This window comes from Mucilaginibacter puniceus (assembly GCF_054783175.1).
This window is the reverse complement of the sequence record NZ_BAAGRB010000001.1, coordinates 473,269-491,606: the sequence shown is the minus strand read 5'-3', so window position 1 is coordinate 491,606 and position 18,338 is coordinate 473,269. Positions and strand designations below refer to the sequence as shown.

The following is an 18,338-nucleotide window of genomic DNA, read 5'->3' as shown; positions in this document are numbered from 1 at the left end:
TTTAATTAGTGAATGATTGAATGAGCGAATGAGTGATTGGCAAATCTACCTTTCAGCTTTCGCCTTTAAGCTTTCAGCTTATCTATATAAATCGTATATTTTTAATCGTAAAAATTTGTTTACTGCTAAGTAAGTACTAAATGCTGATATGAAAACACCCAGTCCCACCACTCCTAAAAACACAACACCAAACTCCATATAGTTTTGCAGGATGACCAATTCGGGCACCTGGTTAACCGCCAGGGATAAAGTAATTATCAAAATAATTACAGCAATTAACCCCCCTAACAGGCCGTGCCACATACCATATAGTAAAAATGGCTTGCGGATAAACCCTTTTGTTGCCCCTACCAACTGCATTGATTTTATTAAAAACCTTTGCGAATATATAGCCAGCCTGATGGTATTATTAATTAACGCGACTGATACAACTACAAATATTACAGCAAAAGCCAGTATCACTAAACTGATAGAAGTTAAATTTTTGTTCATATCATCAACTAATGATTGCTGATACTTTACTTCTTTTATTAGTGGGTTTTTTAATAGCTGTGTTTTAAACTTCGTGATGTCGGTATTGTTGGCATACTCCGCATTCAGATAAACATCTAACGATTGCGATAACGGGTTATAACCTAAAAACTTTACAAAGTCTTCGCCCAGATCTTTTTGCAGGTTACGGGCGGCCAGTTCTTTACTTACATACTGGGTTTGCTTCACCATGGGGTTGGCTTCCAGTTGCTTTTGCAGTTGCGATATATCTGCCTCGTGGGCGGCATCGTCCACAAAAATATTGAGTACAATGTTTTCTTTTACGTAGCGCGACAGGTTATTGGCATGTACCAATATTAAACCTAAAAGGCCTATCATTAATAACACCATAGCTATACCAAATACGGTAGAGATATAAATGGTTTTTGTTTTTTTTGCCGATGCGCTTGCTTCAAATTCTTCCATAAGCTGTTTAAACCTGAGGGCTTCTTACGAAATTAAGAAACCGCCAATAAAGGTAAAAGTTTATCTGTTATAAAGATGAGGTTTAACAAAATTTAACGTGATATCTTCTTTCCGGTCATTTCGACCAACGGGAGAAATCCATGCTCAATCCGGTATATGTATAGATCTCTCACTACGTTCGAGATGACAAGTGGCAATAAACAAAATATACTATGAGTTGTTATTACCACATGACAAAACCAGCAAACTCAAAAGATAAACCATCACCATCAGATACCCCTACCGACAGGCCAAATGATAACGGTAATGAAGCTGTTGTACAAAGTGAAGACAAGCAATATAATGCCGATGAACCGCATGGCGGCAACATTGCCAAAAAACGCGAAAACGAGGAGCAGCCGGTAAACCCTGTAAAAAATCCGCCTAATGAAGAGGGTGTAGATAAGGGGCAGGTGCAGCCGGATTAGTTATATCATTGAGTCATTAGGTCATTGAGTCATTTTTAAATCGTTCAATGACCTAATGACCCAGTGACCTAATGATTTTATCTCACAATCCCCGTGGAGTTAAACTGCAGGTCGTATAATTTACGATAATAGCCGCCTTCAATACGTAATAATTCCTGGTGGGTACCTATTTCTTTGATCTCGCCATGATCAAGCACAATGATCTTGTCGGCATTTTGAATGGTAGACAGGCGATGGGCAATAACTATAGCCGTACGGCCCTCCATCAACTTGTTAATGGCGTTTTGAATCAGCACCTCGGTTTCGGTATCTACCGACGAGGTCGCTTCGTCCAGCACTAAAATAGATGGATTATAAACCAGCGCACGAATAAATGATATCAACTGAGATTGCCCTGCCGACAGCGTTGCCCCACGCTCCATCACATTATAATCATAGCCGCCGGGCAGGCGTTCAATAAATTCATGCGCGCCAACATCTTTGGCAGCGGCAATCACTTGCTCGCGGGTAATGGTTTCATTATTCAGGCTGATGTTGTTGGCAATGGTATCGCTAAACAAAAACACATCCTGTATAACCGTAGCAATGCGCGACCGTAAATAGTTTACATCATATTCGCGTATATCGTGCCCGTCAATATTTACGCTGCCTTTGCCTATTTCATAAAAACGGTTAAGGATATTTATGGTAGATGATTTTCCCGCACCTGTGGCCCCAACCAGTGCCAGGGTTTCGCCGGGCTTTACATGGAAGTTGATGTCTTTTAGTACCCAGTTATCGTCGTTATAAGCAAACCACACATTGCTGAATTTAATATCACCCTCAATAGTAGCCGGCATTAAATGACCGTCGTTGGTAGCCACTTCATCTGTATCTAAAACTTTAAATATCCTGTCGGCACCCACCATACCCATTTGCAGGGTATTAAATTTATCAGCCAATTGGCGTATAGGCCGAAAAAGCAAGTTTAAATAAATAATAAACTCCAGTATGGTACCCGGCGTAATGCCTTTGCCCGATGCCGTAAGCTGCGCCAGTTGCTGATCGGTCAGTATTCGTTTACAGCCGTACCAAACCAACAGGCCAATACAAATAGCAAACAAAATCTCCACCACCGGGAAGAATATAGAATAGTACCAGTTAGAGCGGATATGCGCGTCGCGGTGTTTTAAGTTTACAGCTTTAAACTTACGCATCTCCTGCTCCTCACGTGCAAAGCTTTGTATAATACTGATGCCCGAAATATGCTCGGCCAAAAAAGTATTTAAATGCGCCACCTGCGTACGCACTTCCTGAAAGGATGATTTAATAGCCTCCTTAAACACATAGGTTGATGCAAATAAAAGCGGCATAGGCAACAAGGTTATGGTAGCCAGTTTCCAGTCGCGGTGAAACATATAGCCGATGATGGCAATAACCAGCAGCAGGTCGCCCATAATAGATATCAGCCCCTCCGCAAAAATATCGGCAATAGTTTCCAGGTCAGATACGGTACGTGTAATGAGCATACCAATGGGTGTGCGGTCAAAATATTTTAAACGGAGGGTGGTGATATGGTTAAACACGTCAATACGCAGATCGCGAATTACAGATTGCCCCAGCGAGTTGGTTAAATGGGTTTGATAATATTGTGCCAGGGTTTGTATCAACAGTTGCCCTACCATCAGTTCAACCATAAAAACCATTCCGCTATAATTGTTTACCAGTATGTAGTTATCCAGTGTTTTTTGTATCAGGATAGGCTGCAGCAAGGCACTCACCGCCAAAAAAATGGTTAAAAACACCGATATGATAAACGTACTATTGTACGGCTTTACATAGTGCATAACCCGCTTTAGCAGCTGCCAATCAAATGCTTTACCGGTAACCTGTGACATTTATTGAATGAGTGATTGAGTGAATTAGTGATTGAAACAAATGTAAATTTAATAAATCCGAAATCGAACATTGTAAGTTCGAAATTACAAAAATGGGTATTTCACCTCCGTTAAATACAAACCACAAGCAGGTACAGATGTACCGGCATTGCTGCGGTTTTTACTTTTGATGATATCATGAATAGCTTCGGGGGCTATCTCTTTATTTCCTACCATCAGCAGAGTACCCACTATGGCGCGTACCATATTACGCAAAAACCTGTCGGCAGATATTTTAAAAACTATTCCGCCATCAGTGCGCTCCCAAACAGCATTGGTTATTTTACAATTGTTGGTTTTAACTTGCGTGTTTGATTTGCTGAAACAGCTAAAATCAATATACTGCATGATCAATTTAGCAGCCTGGTTCATTAACTCCAGATCAGGCTCATCGCGCAGTAACCACGAGTACCCATTTTTAAAGGGGTCTTTATTAAAATGGATATGATATTCGTACGACCGTAAGGTAGCATCAAACCTGGCATGCGCATCGGCATTAACCGGGATTATTCTTTTGATGGCGATATCCTGCGGAAGCAGTGAATTAAAACTTCGAAGCGCACTACCATGATCTATGAACCATGAACTATCAACCACATCAAAATGCGCAAAAAATTCTTTAGCATGTACCCCGGTATCCGTACGGCCACAGCCCAGCGTTTCAACAGGCTGTCGCAAAACGGTGCTTAGGGCTTTGTTTAAAACCTCCTGCACACCTACAGCATTAGGCTGCATTTGCCAGCCATGATAGCGGGTACCATCATAAGCCAGTTCAATAAAAAAGCGTTGTTTGCTGCTCACGGGGCAAAGGTAGTGATTGGTGATTAGAGATTAGTAATTAGGTTGTATCATCGCTAACTACTAACCTCTAATCACTATTCTCTGATCACTAATTTATATACTCTTTATAGATCGTCTCAAACATTAACCTATTATCAACCGCCAAGTCAAAAGGTTCATCTAAAAACGAATAATTATAGCCAATAGTTTTGGCCAGGTTTTTTAATACTTTAAAGTAGGTTATCTCAATTCCTTCAATTATCTGCAGGTAAAAAAGTATAAACACATCACGCTCAATAGGCGTTTTACCGGTTTTAATTACCGTCATGTATGCTTCTAATGTCATCCCCTTTACACCCAAAATACTGGTTTTTGATGGCTTTTGCTTTATCGACGTGTAAATTTCGTCCATGCTATCAATTTGCTTAACGGTATCATCAATGCACTCGTTAATAGCCAGTTTTAAATGTTTTAAAGAGGCTATGCTCATTGCCTCTGCAAAAAACTCCAACAGGTGTTTCTTTCCGTAATAAATGCCATTTAAATGTTCCAGGAACATGCTTTTTAGATGTTTATCATCTATAACAACATCTTTGGGCGTTTGTGAACTATCGGGCTTAGCCATCGTGTCAAGTAAATTAGGTTGAACCTGTTAAATTTACACACATTTATTCATAATTGTAATAAATACGTTTATTAATAATCAAAACACATTATTAAACAATTATATATTTGTACAGTTAATACTTAAAACAATGTTACAACGTATTCAAAGCATCTATCTGCTGCTGGCTGCATTAGCCATCGCGGCCTTATTTATATTCCCGCTAATCAACAATGTTTATGTTGATGGGCAACTCTCCACCCTAAAAATAACCGGCATTTACCAGGATGTTAACGGGCAGCAGCAAAACGTTAAGCCGTTTACCGCACTATCTGTTTTAACAGGTTTTATGGCGGTAATACCTCTGGTTATCATATTTTTCTATAACAACCGTACCCTGCAACGTACCTTATGCTATTGTGCTATGCTGATCATTATCGGTTTTAGCTTTTGGGTATCGCAAACTGCTAAAAGCATAATTGGCGATAGCGGTATTGGGTTAAGCAATTATGGTATTGGTATTATCCTGCTATCTTTAAGTATATTATTTATTATACTGGCTCAAAAAGCTATACAAAAGGATGATAAGCTGGTAAAGTCGGCGGATAGGTTGAGGTAGTCTGAACCATGATTGATGGGATTGCCTGTTTACCATGATCATAAATCATGGTAATCCTTGAATCTTAGGAATCAAGGTTACGACAACCCTTTGAAAATCCAAATATTAACGCTACCTTTGCGCCCGATTTGGCGATGTAGCCAGATCCGTTATTTAAAATCATGAACCCATTTATTGAACTGGGAATCCGTGAAGATATTGTTAATGCCATCACCGAGTTAGGTTTCGAAAAACCAACTCCAATCCAGGAACAGTCGATTCCGGTATTGCTTACAGGCAGCAACGATTTTGTCGGATTAGCCCAAACCGGGACCGGAAAAACTGCTGCTTTTGGCTTGCCATTGCTGGAACTACTGAATTTCGAAGAAAATTCTCCTCAAGCACTTATTTTGTGCCCTACACGCGAACTTTGTTTACAGATCGCAAACGACATTAAAAATTACTCCAAAAAAATGGACAACGTACACGTTGTTGCCGTTTATGGTGGAGCCAGTATCTCAGACCAATTGCGCACAATTAGGCGCGGTGTGCAAATTGTTGTTGCCACCCCTGGCCGTATGCTGGATATTATTAATCGCGGCGCTATAAATTTCTCAGGTGTGAAATTTGTAGTATTGGATGAGGCTGATGAAATGCTCAACATGGGCTTTCAGGAAGACATTGATAGTATCTTATCTACTACCCCCGAAACTAAGAAAACATGGTTGTTTTCTGCAACTATGCCAACCGAAGTTAGGCGCATAGCTAAAAAGTACATGCATGAGCCATTTGAGCTTACCATGGGCGAAAAAAATACCGGTAATATCAACATCGAGCATGAGTACTATATAGTACGTGCCCGTGATAAGTATGCCGCGTTTAAACGTATTGTTGATTTTAACCCTGATATTTTTGGTATTGTATTTTGCCGTACCAAAATTGAAACACAGGATATTGCCGAGGCATTGATGAAAGACGGTTATAATGCCGATTCTTTACATGGTGACCTATCGCAACAACAACGCGATAAAGTAATGAAGCGCTACCGCGAGCGTAACCTGCAATTATTAATTGCTACTGATGTTGCCGCGCGTGGTATTGATGTTAATGATGTTACCCACGTAATTAACTATTCATTACCTGATGAAGTTGAAAACTACACCCACCGTAGCGGACGTACTGCCCGTGCCGGTAAAACAGGTGTATCTATAGCCATTGTTAACGCTAAAGAATTAGGTAAAATTCGCCAGATCGAGCGTGTTATAGGTAAAAAATTCAATAAAGCCGAAATACCTACGGGCTTTGATGTTTGCGAAAAACAACTATTCTCTATTGTACATAAAATACATGATGTAGAGGTTAATGAGCAGCAAATTGAACAATACCTGCCACGTATAATGGAAGAGTTCAAGGACTTTAGTAAAGAAGATTTCATCAAACGTTTTGCATCTATTGAGTTTAACCGCTTCTTAGAATATTATAAAAATGCGCCTGATTTGAACGCCGCTGTTGAAGAGGGCCGTTATGAAAGAACTGAGCGTGGCGAACGCGGAGAGCGTGGTGAACGTTCAAGCCGTGGTGAGCGCGATGGTGGTGGTAAATCAGAATACACCCGCTTGTTTATCAACTTAGGTTCTGTTGACGAATTTAACCGCGGCGATCTGTTAGGTTATATTTGCAACAACAGTAAAATAAGCGGACGCAGCGTTGGTAAAATTGATGTTAAAGGTGTGTTCTCTTTCTTTGAAGTTCCGCATGCGGATGTTGAGAAGGTAATGACCAACTTTAAAGGTGTTGATTTTAAGGGCCGCGAAGTGAGGATAGAAGTATCCGGCGAAGGTACCAGCAGCAGCCGTAGTGGTGGTGGTGAGCGTCGTGAAGGCGGATACCGTGGTGGTGGTGAACGCCGTGAAGGTGGTTACCGCGGTGGTCCCAACAGTCGTCGGGATGACGGTGGTGCACCACGCGAAAGAAGCAGTGGCGGCGGTGGTTTCCGTGATTTTTCAGGCAAACGTCGCGAAGATCGCCCGGAGCGTCGCAGACGCTTTTAATACAGTGATTTGTGATTAGAGAACGGTGATTAGTTGCCATCTCTAATAATATAACAAAGCCTCCCACCTTAACAGGTTGGAGGCTTTTGTTTTAACTTTTACTTAGCTGTTTTGAACTAATCACTAATTAACCAATCACTGATCATTATCTTAAGCCATCGCAATTAATAAAAATGCGGCTATTACATGTACAGCTCTATTAATAAAACATAGTTTTTCATGTAGGTAAACCTATTATTCAACTTTGGTTTTTAACTGAGCTTGGGTAACATATACCTTTTGGCCGGATTTATTTACATAATAATAACGGGCCTGTCCGTCAATATAAATGTTCTCGTTATTTGGGCCTGCTTTGCCATCATACTTTTTATCAGTTATAGCGGCAGCGCCTTTAATAGCAATTTCTGATGTTTTGTCGGCCACTTTTGTAGCGCCTTTTGCAGTAGCGTTGCCTACATCTTTAGCAGCGCCGGCGGTTGCATTTCCTACTGTTTTAGCGGTTTTTGTAGTAGCATGGCCTACATCTTTAGCAGCATCGGCAGTGGCATTCCCTGCTGTTTTAGCAGCGTTCCCTACAGCTTTAACAGTTTTGGTGGTGGCTTTACCTACCGCACGGGTGGTTTTATCTATTTTTTGGCCAAGTGTGGTGTCTCGGGTTTGGGCTTGTGTTTGTGCAGCGGCAAAAATTCCTGTTGCCAGCAATCCAACTTTAATTAAATTTCTCATCGGTTCGTTTTATTTACGAACCTTAACACAATTTTTCTGCCAAGTTTTTCATTTCCAGGTATGGGTTGCGTTTCTGGTATAAAACAGCATATACCGCATCGCATATAGGCATATTAACTTTGTACTGTTTATTAACCTCGTGCAGGCAATTTACTGCATAATATCCCTCTGCAACCATATTCATTTCTAACTGTGCCGAGGTTACGGTGTAACCCTTGCCAATCATATTACCAAAGGTACGGTTACGGCTAAATTGCGAGTAAGCAGTAACCAACAGATCGCCCAGGTAGGCCGATTCTTTGATATCCCTGTCAATAGGATGTACAGCGGCTACAAACCGCTCCAGCTCGCGTATAGCATTTGATATCAATACCGATTGGAAATTATCTCCATACCCTACTCCATGGCAAATACCGCTGGCAATAGCGTATATATTTTTTAATACCGCGCCGTACTCGGTGCCATATATATCGTCAGATACAATAGTTTTAATGTAACGGGTATTGATCATAGCCGCAAATTCTTTAGCCAAATCAGGGTCCTGCGAGGCAATGGTCAGGTAGGATAACTTTTCTAACGCTACCTCTTCCGCGTGGCATGGCCCGCTTATCACCGCGAAATGGTTAAAAGGAATATTGTAATGCTGGTTTAAAAACTCAGCTATGATCTGGTTCTCATCCGGCACGATACCTTTTATGGCTGATACTATTTTTTTGCCTGCAAAGTCCTCTGCTGATATACCGGCTAATGCCTCTTTTAAAAATGCGGCAGGAACATTTAACAGTATAATATCTGCAAGTTTAATAAGTGATCTAAGGTCAGTAGATATATTTTGTGCAGGTAATTTAACCTCAACCGAACTCAAATAATTAGGATTATGGCCAAATTTTTGCACATGCTCTACCGCCTCAGGGTTACGCATCCACCAAAAAATCTCTTTCTCTACCGCATTATCACTCAGCATTTTGATGTTAGCCGTAGCCCAGCTTCCACCCCCAACTATTAATATTTTATTTACATTTTGCACAGGGCAAAGTTAGCAAATGTGCGGATATGTAGATGTGCAGATATGTAGATGTTAAATTATATATAATAACAAAGGCCAACCCATTGGTCAGCCTTTACTATCAAATCATTTGCAATTTTATATCTATTTATCTTCAGTTGAGAACAGTTTAGACTTATCTACTTTCTCAACTTCAGCTTTGTCTTTTAATGTTTTAGATATGGCCGGGTATGGTGCCGATACTACTTCATCGCCAGCTTTAAGGCCTGATAGTATTTGGATATAGGTATCATCCTGTATACCGGTAGTAACTTCGGTTTGTTTTACTGTGCCGTTATTGTAAACAAACACATATTCTTTAACCGGCGCATTGCTTACGGTTTTCTTTTCTTCTCTTTTAGGTCCATCAGCTTTTTCTTTCTCTCTTTCCTCTTTTTTATCATCACGGGTAGTTACTGATTGAATTGGAACAGATAATGATTTAGTATGATTAGTTTTAATATCAACAGTAGCGGTTAGTCCCGGGCGGAAAGGTGAAGTTTTATTGCTTTCCTTTGTTGTCATATCATCGTATGATTTTGGGTCTATCCTCACCTTAACCGTAAAGTTGGTTACCTGGTCGGCATTGGTACCTACCACATTGGCCGAGCTGCCTATTTCCATAACCGTACCATCAAACTTTTTACCGGCAAAGGCATCCACCTCAATTTTTGCCGAATCGCCTAAGGTTATACGGTTAATATCGTTTTCATTCACATCTACGTTAACATCCATCATGCTCAGGTCAGATATGGTCATGATCTCGGTACCTGCAAATTGCGCTGTACCTAAAACACGCTCGCCTAACTGGATCGATAATTTAGATATCACCCCGTCAACCGGTGAATAAATAGTTGTTTTAATCAGGTTATCGCTTGCTTCTTTAACACTTGCCGCTGATTGTGCCAATCCAAATTTTGAACCTATCACACTTTGTTTTGCCGCTTCTAACGAAGCTTTTGAGCTTTCATAGCTGGCTTTGGCAGCATCATATTCTGACGCGGTTAAAACTTTCTTTTCAAAAAGTTCCTTGCTGCGTTTATAAGCAGCGTTCTGGTTTTCAAAATTAGCCTCGGCTTGTTTTAACATTTGTGTGGTGTTGCCCACATTGGCTTTTTGCGAATTGTATGATGCCACTGCACGCTCATAACCCGATTTTAATATATCAGGGCGTATCTTACAGATCAACTGGCCTTTTTTAACCACATCGCCTTCTTTAACCGGCAATTCTACCACCTCGCCTGATACTTCAGGGCTTATTTTAACCTCTATATGCGGCTTTATTTTTCCGCTGGCCGATACAGTTTCATTAATATCGCGTACTTCTGCTTTCTCGGTAGCAACCAGTGTTTTTGCAGGCTTGCCAATTATGCCCGTAGCTTTTCCTACAACAAGTAGTACTATTACTACGCCAAGCGTTATCAGGATATATTTTGTAGACTTTTTCATAATTAATTCAAAAATTTTATAGTGATATAGGGTTACCCAAGTAATAGTCAATTAACTTGCTCCTGAATATTACAGTGTATTGCGCCTGTATCATATCGTTTTGTGCCTTATTGTAATTGGTAAGTGCTGTATTGTAATTTAAGGTATTTACCAAACCTACGTTAAAGCGCTCCTGGGTAACGTTTAAAGCATCCCGGTTGGCTTCAAAAGTTTGTGTTGCCGATATATATTGCTTATTGGCCGCCTGCAGATCAAGAACCGCTTGTATAATAGTTTTATTTAAAGTATTACGTGCTATCTGGGTATTTAACTCGGCGTTTTGATAATTCAACTTAGCCTTGCGCACATTGGTTCGAGCCTGAAAACGGTTAAAAATAGGTATTTGTAAGCTAACCCCTATTGATTGGTTAAAGTTATTTCCAAATTGACTTGTAAAAGGATATGGGCCAAAAATAGATTGCGAAACTGGTGTTTGTACTATTTGACCGGTACCTTGCACCGTACCAATAGTTTGTAAAACCGGTGGCGTTTGCCCAATAAACTGCGTAGCCGCATTGGAGTAATTTGAACCCAAACTACCAAACAAAGACAATGTAGGCAGGTAAGTACCTTTGGCTATTTTGATAGATTGTGCAGAAGATAATTGCCTCGCCAACGCCAGTTGCACATCAGGATTAATGTTCATAGCGGTTTTAATAACCTCAGTAGCATCATATAACGTAGTGATGTTGGTTAAACGGCTGATATCGGGTTTTTCAATGATGATCTCCGCATTAGGATCCATCTCCATCAATTGCAATAATACCAATTTACTTAGGTCCAATTGATTTTGAGCTGTAGTCAAATTATAATTAGCTATAGACACCTGTGCTTTAGCCTGCGAAAGGTCAGCCAGAGTTTGGTTACCTACATCAAAACTAATTTGAGTTCTATCCAACGTTTGGGTAGCAATATCTATTTGTTGCTTTGCCGCTACAACAAGGTCCTGGTTGGTTAATATTTGTAAATAAGTAACCACCACATTTAATACCAGGTCGTTTTTTACCTTATTGGTATTGCCTTTACTTACATCAAGCGCAAGTTTGTTTAGTAATACCTGGTTATGCAATTGTCCACCCTGAAAAAGCGTAAGCTGCATAGATGCCGAACCACTCACATAAAATGACGACTTGTTAGCAAAAACATATTGCCCAGGTACTGCGCTACGGCCAAAATTATAACCAGCCTGCGGGCTTGCACTTAAGCTTGGTAACTGGTTGTTTTTTGATTGGGTGTAATCTTCGTTTGCTAACCGTTCATTTACCAACGATTGTTTGACGGTTAAATTATTAGCCAAAGTACGATCAACAGCTTCCTGGAGGCTTATTCTTTCTTGCGCATTTGAAGTAAAAACCACAAACAACAATAAGGTGATTACTATTCCTGCGTGCTTATATCTCATTAAAATATATTTCATAAAGGGGTTACTGTACAAATTAATTACGGATTTGAGATTTGAGATAGTAGATTTGAGTCGTTTATCCGTAATTATTTAATTACAAATCTACATTAAATTCTAAAATCGCAGTATGTATCTGGTAAAAACTCCCCGGCTGCTTAAAATGCTTTACCCCCAGCTAACCTGGGATATGCCGGCCGGCAACCGTTGTATTTACCTCACTTTTGACGATGGACCTATACCTATTGTTACACCATGGGTATTAAATATTTTACAGCAGTACCATGCCAAAGCCACTTTTTTTTGCATAGGCGATAATGTGAACAAGTATCCGGACGAGTTTGAACAGGTAAAAAACGCCGGCCACGCTATTGGCAACCACACCTATAACCATTTAAAAGGATGGGACACCGATGATAAAACCTACCTGCAAAATTTTTTATTGGCTGATGAACAGTTAAACACCAACCTGTTTCGTCCGCCGTATGGGCGCATTAAAAGGTCGCAGATCAAATTACTAAAACAGGCAAAACCCGACCTGGATATTATGATGTGGGATGTCCTCAGCGGCGATTTCGACATCAACCAGCAACCCGAAAAATGCCTGAAAAATGTTTTAAAACCTACTACTGATGGCTCAATTGTAGTTTTTCATGATAGCATTAAAGCATTTGGCAGGCTGCAATATGTTTTGCCGAGGGCGATGGAATATTGGAGTAATCAGGGATATACTTTCGAATCCCTGCATCAAGATAGATAACATTCTTCATTGCCGTCCCATTTATGGGGCGGAAACCATAACAAAAGTAGTTTCGGCTTTAGCCAAACCATTTTAGGCTAAAGCCATTTATTTTTTTCCTACTATCCGTTGGCTAAAGCCAACGGTAATGAAATATTTTCGATGGCCATCTATTTAGAATACATCCAAATAACATTTGACAATGAGGTGATGGCCTTATTACCCCTATTTTTTGTAAATTCGCCCCACTAATATAATTGCGTCATCAAAGTCGCTTTTATTATCCTTTTATCCATAAAATCAATACAATGGCTTTTGATTTAGACATGATCAAAAAAGTTTACGACCGCTACAGCATACGTGTTGCTGCTGCCCGTAAAGCTACAGGTAAACATCTTACTTTAACTGAAAAAATATTATACGCTCACCTTTCTGAAGGTGATGCTAAACAAGCGTATGGACGCGGTGTTGACTATGTTGACTTTGCGCCAGACCGCGTTGCCATGCAGGATGCTACGGCCCAAATGGCGCTATTGCAGTTTATGCAGGCGGGAAGGCCGCAGGTTGCTGTACCATCTACCGTGCATTGCGATCACTTGATACAAGCTAAAATTGGCGCTACCGAGGATTTAAATACCGCAAAGGATGTAAATAAAGAGGTTTATGATTTCCTGGCATCAGTATCTGATAAATACGGTATTGGTTTCTGGAAAGCAGGAGCAGGTATTATTCACCAGGTAGTTTTAGAGAACTACGCGTTCCCGGGCGGTATGATGATAGGTACCGACTCGCACACACCAAATGCAGGTGGTTTGGGTATGATAGCCATTGGTGTTGGTGGTGCTGACGCGTGCGATGTAATGGCAGGCTTACCATGGGAACTTAAATTCCCTAAACTAATTGGTGTTAAATTAACCGGAAAATTATCCGGTTGGACATCAGCTAAAGACGTTATATTAAAAGTTGCCGGTATATTAACCGTAAAAGGTGGTACAGGCGCTATTGTTGAATATTTTGGCGAAGGCGCGCAATCGCTATCGGCAACAGGCAAAGGTACTATATGTAATATGGGTGCCGAGATTGGTGCAACAACTTCTATTTTTGGTTACGATGAAAAGCAGGAAGCCTACCTGCGTGGCACAAAACGTGCCGATATTGCTGATGCTGCCAACGCAGTTAAAGAACATTTAACCGGCGACCCTGAGGTTTACGCTAACCCTGAGCAGTATTTTGACCAGGTAATTGAAATTAACCTGAACGAATTAGAGCCACACGTTAACGGTCCGTTTACGCCTGATTTGGCATGGCCGATATCAAAATTTGCTACCGCGGTTAAAGAAAACAACTGGCCGGCAGTTTTAGAAGTTGGCTTGATAGGTTCATGTACCAATTCATCTTACGAGGATATTACCCGTTCAGCTTCTATTGCTAAACAGGCTATTGATAAAAAATTAAAATCAAAGGCAGAGTTTACCATCACACCGGGATCAGAACTGGTACGTTATACCGTTGACCGCGATGGTTATTTAGATACCTTCGGCCAAATGGGTGGTGTGGTATTGGCTAACGCTTGCGGCCCTTGTATTGGCCAGTGGGCACGTCATACAGACGACCCTACCCGCAAAAACTCTATCATCACATCGTTTAACCGTAATTTTGCTAAACGCCAGGATGGTAACCCTAATACCCACGCGTTTGTGGCATCGCCAGAAATTGTTACCGCTTTTGCTATTGCAGGCGATTTGACTTTTAACCCGTTAACTGATTACCTGACCAACGAAAATGGTGAGCAGGTAAAATTTGACGAGCCGCAAGGTATTGAAATGCCGGTGAAAGGCTATGCTGTTGAAGATGCAGGCTACCAGGCCCCTGCCGAAGATGGCAGCCAGGTAGTTGTAAAGGTTGATCCAAACTCGGCACGTTTACAATTATTGGCTCCGTTTAGTCCTTGGGAAGGTACTGACATTAAAGGCTTAAGGTTATTGATCAAAGCCAAAGGTAAATGTACTACCGATCATATATCAATGGCCGGCCCGTGGTTGAAGTTCCGTGGCCATTTGGATAACATTTCAAATAACATGCTAATTGGTGCTATTAATTATTTTAATAATACTGCTGATAGCGTTAAAAATGCTATAACCGGCGAATACGGCCCTGTACCTGCTACCCAGCGCGATTATAAAGCGCATGGCATAGGTAGTATTGTTGTAGGTGATGAAAACTATGGCGAGGGTTCATCACGTGAGCATGCTGCTATGGAACCACGTCACTTGGGTGTACGTGCCATATTGGTAAAATCATTTGCCCGTATACACGAAACTAACCTTAAAAAACAAGGTATGTTAGCTATTACTTTTGCCAATAGCGACGATTACGAAAAAATACAAGAGAACGATAAAATAGATATTATCGGCCTAACCGAATTTGCCCCGGGCAAACAGTTAACCGTAGTATTACATCACCAGGATGGTACAGTTGATAGCTTTGCTGTTAACCATACTTATAACGCTCAGCAAATTGAGTGGTTTAAAGCCGGTGGTGCGTTAAACATCATCCGTAAGCAAATGGCTTAATTGAGGCGAGGCGAAAGCTGAAAAGCAGAAAGCCCTTCCAATATTGGAAGGGCTTTTTATATAAAGAATTTATCGTAAATATCTTGTCCCATTTTTCGGTATTGACTACTCTTGTATTTTTTAAAGTCGAATTCGTTAATACCCTTCAATTTTTCTTTGTAATACTCTGTATCACCGTTTTTAGAATTTTCAATAAGTATCCTCAAGCAATTAATCATACCATTAATTGTTGTGACATTTAAAACAGCGTTGGGATCATTGCGATTCATTATCCATTTGTCCTTAGTAACGTTTTCTTTAAACCCAATTAAAATATTGCGAATTTCTGCTACACTAAAAGCTTTGTATTCTTGCAACAATTCAAAATTATCTGCTTTCTTTTTAAGTTCATCTTTGTTTGGATTAGTCCAAATTTTAAATATGCTATCATTTCCATCAAATTTCAATAAAGGCTTCAGGCCAAAGCTAATGATGGAAGTTGTTTTTATTTTATCTTTTTCATAAGAATACTGTTCAAACATCGTTCCCAATGGGCCACCCTCATTAAGCTTATTAATAACGTGTTTGGCAATAGAAGTTGTTGAAAATGGAACCAAATAAAATTCTATTTCTTGCTTTAAACCAGACCCGGCACCTGACTGTGTAGCATTTATTTCCAAAAAGAGCTTTGCCTCAAATTTGAGTCTCTTATCTTCTATTTCATTTTTAGGATAAAGAATTCCTGTCACCAGCAGATTCTGCTTATTTCTCAATTTTGCGATAGTCGATTCATAGATATCATCACCTTCATAATAAGCATATGAACGATGTTGACCATCAATAATACCAATAATACTACTTACATTTTCTATAGTAATAACCGTAGGTTGAACCTTGGTATCTTCAGAGTTAGTGATATTTCCATCATCATCAATTTTGAGTTCTTGATCTCCATCAAATAATTTTATCTTATCAATGGGAATAGTAACTATAATATTATTTATAAAAACACGTGATTCCTCATGTAAGTATTTCCTAAGGCTACGCATTTTTTGTGGCACAAGCATTCGCTGATAAAGACCAATATTATCTGTATTTCTCCATCCCTCCTTTCTCAAAACAAACGCTCTTTTTAAAAGGGATTCTGCGTCAATATAAAATGAAACTATTTTGTATCCTTCCTTGAAGGAGGAATGTTCTTCAGGCAATATATGACCAGAGAAATCTTGTGATGATCCTAAAGAAGTTCCATTGATATTACCCCCAATTTTTGAAAAATCAATACTTAAAAAATCAAAAAACTCATGTTTTGCTGTTCTTTTTATAACTTTTGAAATGCTTTCAAAATATTTTACAATTGGATAATCGAAGTAATGTACATCAGCAAGCAATTTGTGTTCAGTTGGTATCTGATATTTAGAAGCGTATATAATTCTTACTTGTAATTGCTTGACTGTATATTTACTTAACACGTCTGCATTTAATAAATCTGCAAATGCTTTAAATTTTGGCTCATTAATCAAGTATTTAATAAATGCCCCAGTATCGGCTTTTATCTTATCATAGATTATTTTTTTACCTGTTAGATGAGATGACACTCCTTTTTTAACTGTGTACTCAGAAAGTATAATAATATTTTCATAATAAAAGATATCATCTAATTCTGAAGTTCGACCCTCGTAAATAAACTCTATTCCATCAATTTTAGGAGCCCTTTTGAAGCCCATATTAACCATGAGGTCTCTAATCTCCTTTTGCTGAAGCCTTTGCTCCTTCTGTTGATCCGTCAACGGTGGAGGTTTCGGTTTTGAAGATTTTGATCGAGTACTTTTAGGTTTAGGTTTAGGTTTTCTGGCCATATGATTTTATTAACTACTAAGAACCTGTGGATTTTAAAGTTTTCCATTCTTCAGGTATAGACGCAACTTTATCTTTTGTATTAGGTTTTGTAACTAATTTACCCATAGGTCTAATTTTCAGTTCCCCAGAAAAATAGGTTTCAATTCTGCTAATTGCGATTTGGGAGTAACTTTTATCTTTATCAATTCCAACTGCTAATCTATCGTTTTTTATTCCGGCAATAACACTTGTACCTGTTCCAACAAAAGGATCAAGAATAGTATCACCAATGTTAGTAAAAGCTAAAACACAGCGTTCAACAAGTTCAATTGGAAACTGACATGGATGTATTGTTTTTTCAGGATGATTGGCTTTAACATTAGGAATTTCCCACACTGAAGAAGATTTGAACATATCATCGGCAGAAAACTCCCAAAAATCGGTAGGATTTTTACCATTAGGATTACCACTTAATTTTCCGGCTCTTTCACCCTTCTTTTTAGAGTGCCTTTTACCAGGATATAATTGTGGTATACGTATAGGGTCTAAATTAAATTTATAATCATCTGATTTTGTAAACCACAATAAGGTTTCATAACGTCCAGAAAATTTTTTTTGCGAATGTAACCCAAAATTGAAATGCCAGATTATTCGATTTCTTAGCTTCAGCCCTTTCTTTTTAAATATTTCGTAAAAGAAAATATCTAATGGAAAAACCTCGTTGTCTTCTATGTAGTTTCCAACCTGCCAACACAAGCTACCATCCTCTTTTAATTTATCACACAATTTATCAATAACACCCTCTAACCATTCCATATATTCTTTTAAGGATCTTTTTTTATCCTTTTCATACTCTTTCCCTATATTGTACGGAGGTGATGTTATGATTAATGAAAAATGGTCGTTCGGCAATTTATCTAATGAAGTAATTACATCATCGTTTAATAATGTATACTTATTTTTTTTACTGAATTTATTGTATTTGCTCATATAAATGCCTGATAGTCTTAACTAAGATGACAAAGTAAATATAAGGATTTCAACATGTTTTATAAACGAATGTTGATAACATTTACAGCACTTGTATTTGTCCCCAAGAAGATATCATTATCCTAATGCCTTTTGCTGATTATATAAGCTTAAAGAACCGTCGCTATTCTATTAATAAGAAAACAGT

Annotated in this window: 15 protein-coding genes; 5 read left to right on the top strand and 10 right to left on the bottom strand. The window is 39.3% G+C overall.

All coding sequences use genetic code 11. The annotated features are described in order from the left end of the window. Nucleotides 1-78 precede the first annotated feature (78 nt). Nucleotides 79-957, bottom strand: a complete 879-nt coding sequence (locus ACYVJ6_RS02195; protein ID WP_460692393.1) for a cell division protein FtsX — start codon at nt 955-957, stop codon at nt 79-81. A 230-nt stretch (nt 958-1,187) separates the two neighbouring features. On the opposite strand from ACYVJ6_RS02195, the gene ACYVJ6_RS02190 reads away from it, so the two are divergent. Then, a complete protein-coding gene (locus tag ACYVJ6_RS02190) occupies nt 1,188-1,424 on the top strand; it encodes a hypothetical protein (protein ID WP_460692392.1) in 237 nt (78 codons plus the stop codon). A gap of 77 nt (nt 1,425-1,501) precedes the next feature. On the opposite strand, the gene ACYVJ6_RS02185 is transcribed toward ACYVJ6_RS02190, so the two are convergent. The 3 genes from ACYVJ6_RS02185 to ACYVJ6_RS02175 all read right to left on the bottom strand — a co-directional run bounded on the left by ACYVJ6_RS02185 (nt 1,502) and on the right by ACYVJ6_RS02175 (nt 4,745). Continuing rightward, nucleotides 1,502-3,301 (bottom strand): ABC transporter ATP-binding protein, encoded by a 1,800-nt coding sequence (locus tag ACYVJ6_RS02185; RefSeq protein ID WP_460692391.1) that lies wholly within the window; start codon nt 3,299-3,301, stop codon nt 1,502-1,504. A gap of 84 nt (nt 3,302-3,385) precedes the next feature. Beyond that, nucleotides 3,386-4,141, bottom strand: coding sequence for a tRNA pseudouridine(38-40) synthase TruA (gene truA, locus ACYVJ6_RS02180; protein ID WP_460692390.1), 756 nt, complete (start codon nt 4,139-4,141; stop codon nt 3,386-3,388). A gap of 88 nt (nt 4,142-4,229) precedes the next feature. Further along, on the bottom strand, nt 4,230-4,745 hold the full coding sequence (locus ACYVJ6_RS02175) for a DUF892 family protein (RefSeq protein WP_460692389.1): 516 nt from the start codon (nt 4,743-4,745) through the stop codon (nt 4,230-4,232). 130 nt (nt 4,746-4,875) lie between these two features. Here ACYVJ6_RS02175 and ACYVJ6_RS02170 point away from each other — a divergent pair, with 130 nt between their 5' ends. Then, nucleotides 4,876-5,343, top strand: a complete 468-nt coding sequence (locus ACYVJ6_RS02170) for a DUF4293 domain-containing protein (protein WP_460692388.1) — start codon at nt 4,876-4,878, stop codon at nt 5,341-5,343. 161 nt (nt 5,344-5,504) lie between these two features. Beyond that, nucleotides 5,505-7,373: a DEAD/DEAH box helicase gene (locus ACYVJ6_RS02165; RefSeq protein WP_460692387.1), complete on the top strand. Its 1,869-nt coding sequence runs from the start codon at nt 5,505-5,507 to the stop codon at nt 7,371-7,373. A gap of 234 nt (nt 7,374-7,607) precedes the next feature. Here the strand turns inward: ACYVJ6_RS02165 and ACYVJ6_RS02160 are convergent, their stop codons facing one another. The 4 genes from ACYVJ6_RS02160 to ACYVJ6_RS02145 all read right to left on the bottom strand — a co-directional run bounded on the left by ACYVJ6_RS02160 (nt 7,608) and on the right by ACYVJ6_RS02145 (nt 12,034). After that, entirely contained in the window at nt 7,608-8,099 is a 492-nt protein-coding gene (locus ACYVJ6_RS02160; RefSeq protein WP_460692386.1) for a hypothetical protein, read from the bottom strand. 22 nt (nt 8,100-8,121) lie between these two features. Beyond that, complete coding sequence (locus ACYVJ6_RS02155) at nt 8,122-9,126, bottom strand: NAD(P)H-dependent glycerol-3-phosphate dehydrogenase (RefSeq protein WP_460692385.1); 1,005 nt, start codon at nt 9,124-9,126, stop codon at nt 8,122-8,124. Nucleotides 9,127-9,249: 123 nt separating this feature from the next. Beyond that, entirely contained in the window at nt 9,250-10,593 is a 1,344-nt protein-coding gene (locus ACYVJ6_RS02150) for an efflux RND transporter periplasmic adaptor subunit (protein ID WP_460692384.1), read from the bottom strand. Nucleotides 10,594-10,609: 16 nt separating this feature from the next. Then, nucleotides 10,610-12,034, bottom strand: a complete 1,425-nt coding sequence (locus ACYVJ6_RS02145; RefSeq protein WP_460692383.1) for a TolC family protein — start codon at nt 12,032-12,034, stop codon at nt 10,610-10,612. Nucleotides 12,035-12,161: 127 nt separating this feature from the next. On the opposite strand from ACYVJ6_RS02145, the gene ACYVJ6_RS02140 reads away from it, so the two are divergent. Continuing rightward, entirely contained in the window at nt 12,162-12,791 is a 630-nt protein-coding gene (locus tag ACYVJ6_RS02140) for a polysaccharide deacetylase family protein (RefSeq protein WP_460692382.1), read from the top strand. Between the two features lie 287 nt (nt 12,792-13,078). Next, on the top strand, nt 13,079-15,343 hold the full coding sequence (locus ACYVJ6_RS02135) for an aconitate hydratase (RefSeq protein ID WP_460692381.1): 2,265 nt from the start codon (nt 13,079-13,081) through the stop codon (nt 15,341-15,343). A gap of 56 nt (nt 15,344-15,399) precedes the next feature. On the opposite strand, the gene ACYVJ6_RS02130 is transcribed toward ACYVJ6_RS02135, so the two are convergent. Together ACYVJ6_RS02130 and ACYVJ6_RS02125 are read right to left on the bottom strand one after the other, a co-directional pair. After that, complete coding sequence (locus ACYVJ6_RS02130) at nt 15,400-17,181, bottom strand: DGQHR domain-containing protein (protein WP_460692380.1); 1,782 nt, start codon at nt 17,179-17,181, stop codon at nt 15,400-15,402. A 16-nt stretch (nt 17,182-17,197) separates the two neighbouring features. Continuing rightward, nucleotides 17,198-18,151 carry a DNA-methyltransferase gene (locus tag ACYVJ6_RS02125; protein ID WP_460692379.1) on the bottom strand — a complete coding sequence of 318 codons (954 nt, stop codon included), beginning with the start codon at nt 18,149-18,151 and terminating at the stop codon, nt 17,198-17,200. Nucleotides 18,152-18,338: the final 187 nt, after the last annotated feature.

What these genes read in the sequence shown, in the direction of transcription:
- ACYVJ6_RS02165 (WP_460692387.1), top strand. Translation starts at nt 5,505, where the DNA reads ATGAACCCATTTATTGAACTGGGAATCCGTGAAGATATTGTTAATGCC.
- ACYVJ6_RS02160 (WP_460692386.1), bottom strand. Translation starts at nt 8,099, where the DNA reads ATGAGAAATTTAATTAAAGTTGGATTGCTGGCAACAGGAATTTTTGCC.
- ACYVJ6_RS02190 (WP_460692392.1), top strand. Translation starts at nt 1,188, where the DNA reads ATGACAAAACCAGCAAACTCAAAAGATAAACCATCACCATCAGATACC.
- ACYVJ6_RS02135 (WP_460692381.1), top strand. Translation starts at nt 13,079, where the DNA reads ATGGCTTTTGATTTAGACATGATCAAAAAAGTTTACGACCGCTACAGC.
- ACYVJ6_RS02195 (WP_460692393.1), bottom strand. Translation starts at nt 957, where the DNA reads ATGGAAGAATTTGAAGCAAGCGCATCGGCAAAAAAAACAAAAACCATT.
- ACYVJ6_RS02185 (WP_460692391.1), bottom strand. Translation starts at nt 3,301, where the DNA reads ATGTCACAGGTTACCGGTAAAGCATTTGATTGGCAGCTGCTAAAGCGG.
- ACYVJ6_RS02130 (WP_460692380.1), bottom strand. Translation starts at nt 17,181, where the DNA reads ATGGCCAGAAAACCTAAACCTAAACCTAAAAGTACTCGATCAAAATCT.
- ACYVJ6_RS02170 (WP_460692388.1), top strand. Translation starts at nt 4,876, where the DNA reads ATGTTACAACGTATTCAAAGCATCTATCTGCTGCTGGCTGCATTAGCC.
- ACYVJ6_RS02140 (WP_460692382.1), top strand. Translation starts at nt 12,162, where the DNA reads ATGTATCTGGTAAAAACTCCCCGGCTGCTTAAAATGCTTTACCCCCAG.
- ACYVJ6_RS02150 (WP_460692384.1), bottom strand. Translation starts at nt 10,593, where the DNA reads ATGAAAAAGTCTACAAAATATATCCTGATAACGCTTGGCGTAGTAATA.
- ACYVJ6_RS02175 (WP_460692389.1), bottom strand. Translation starts at nt 4,745, where the DNA reads ATGGCTAAGCCCGATAGTTCACAAACGCCCAAAGATGTTGTTATAGAT.
- ACYVJ6_RS02145 (WP_460692383.1), bottom strand. Translation starts at nt 12,034, where the DNA reads ATGAGATATAAGCACGCAGGAATAGTAATCACCTTATTGTTGTTTGTG.
- ACYVJ6_RS02125 (WP_460692379.1), bottom strand. Translation starts at nt 18,151, where the DNA reads ATGAGCAAATACAATAAATTCAGTAAAAAAAATAAGTATACATTATTA.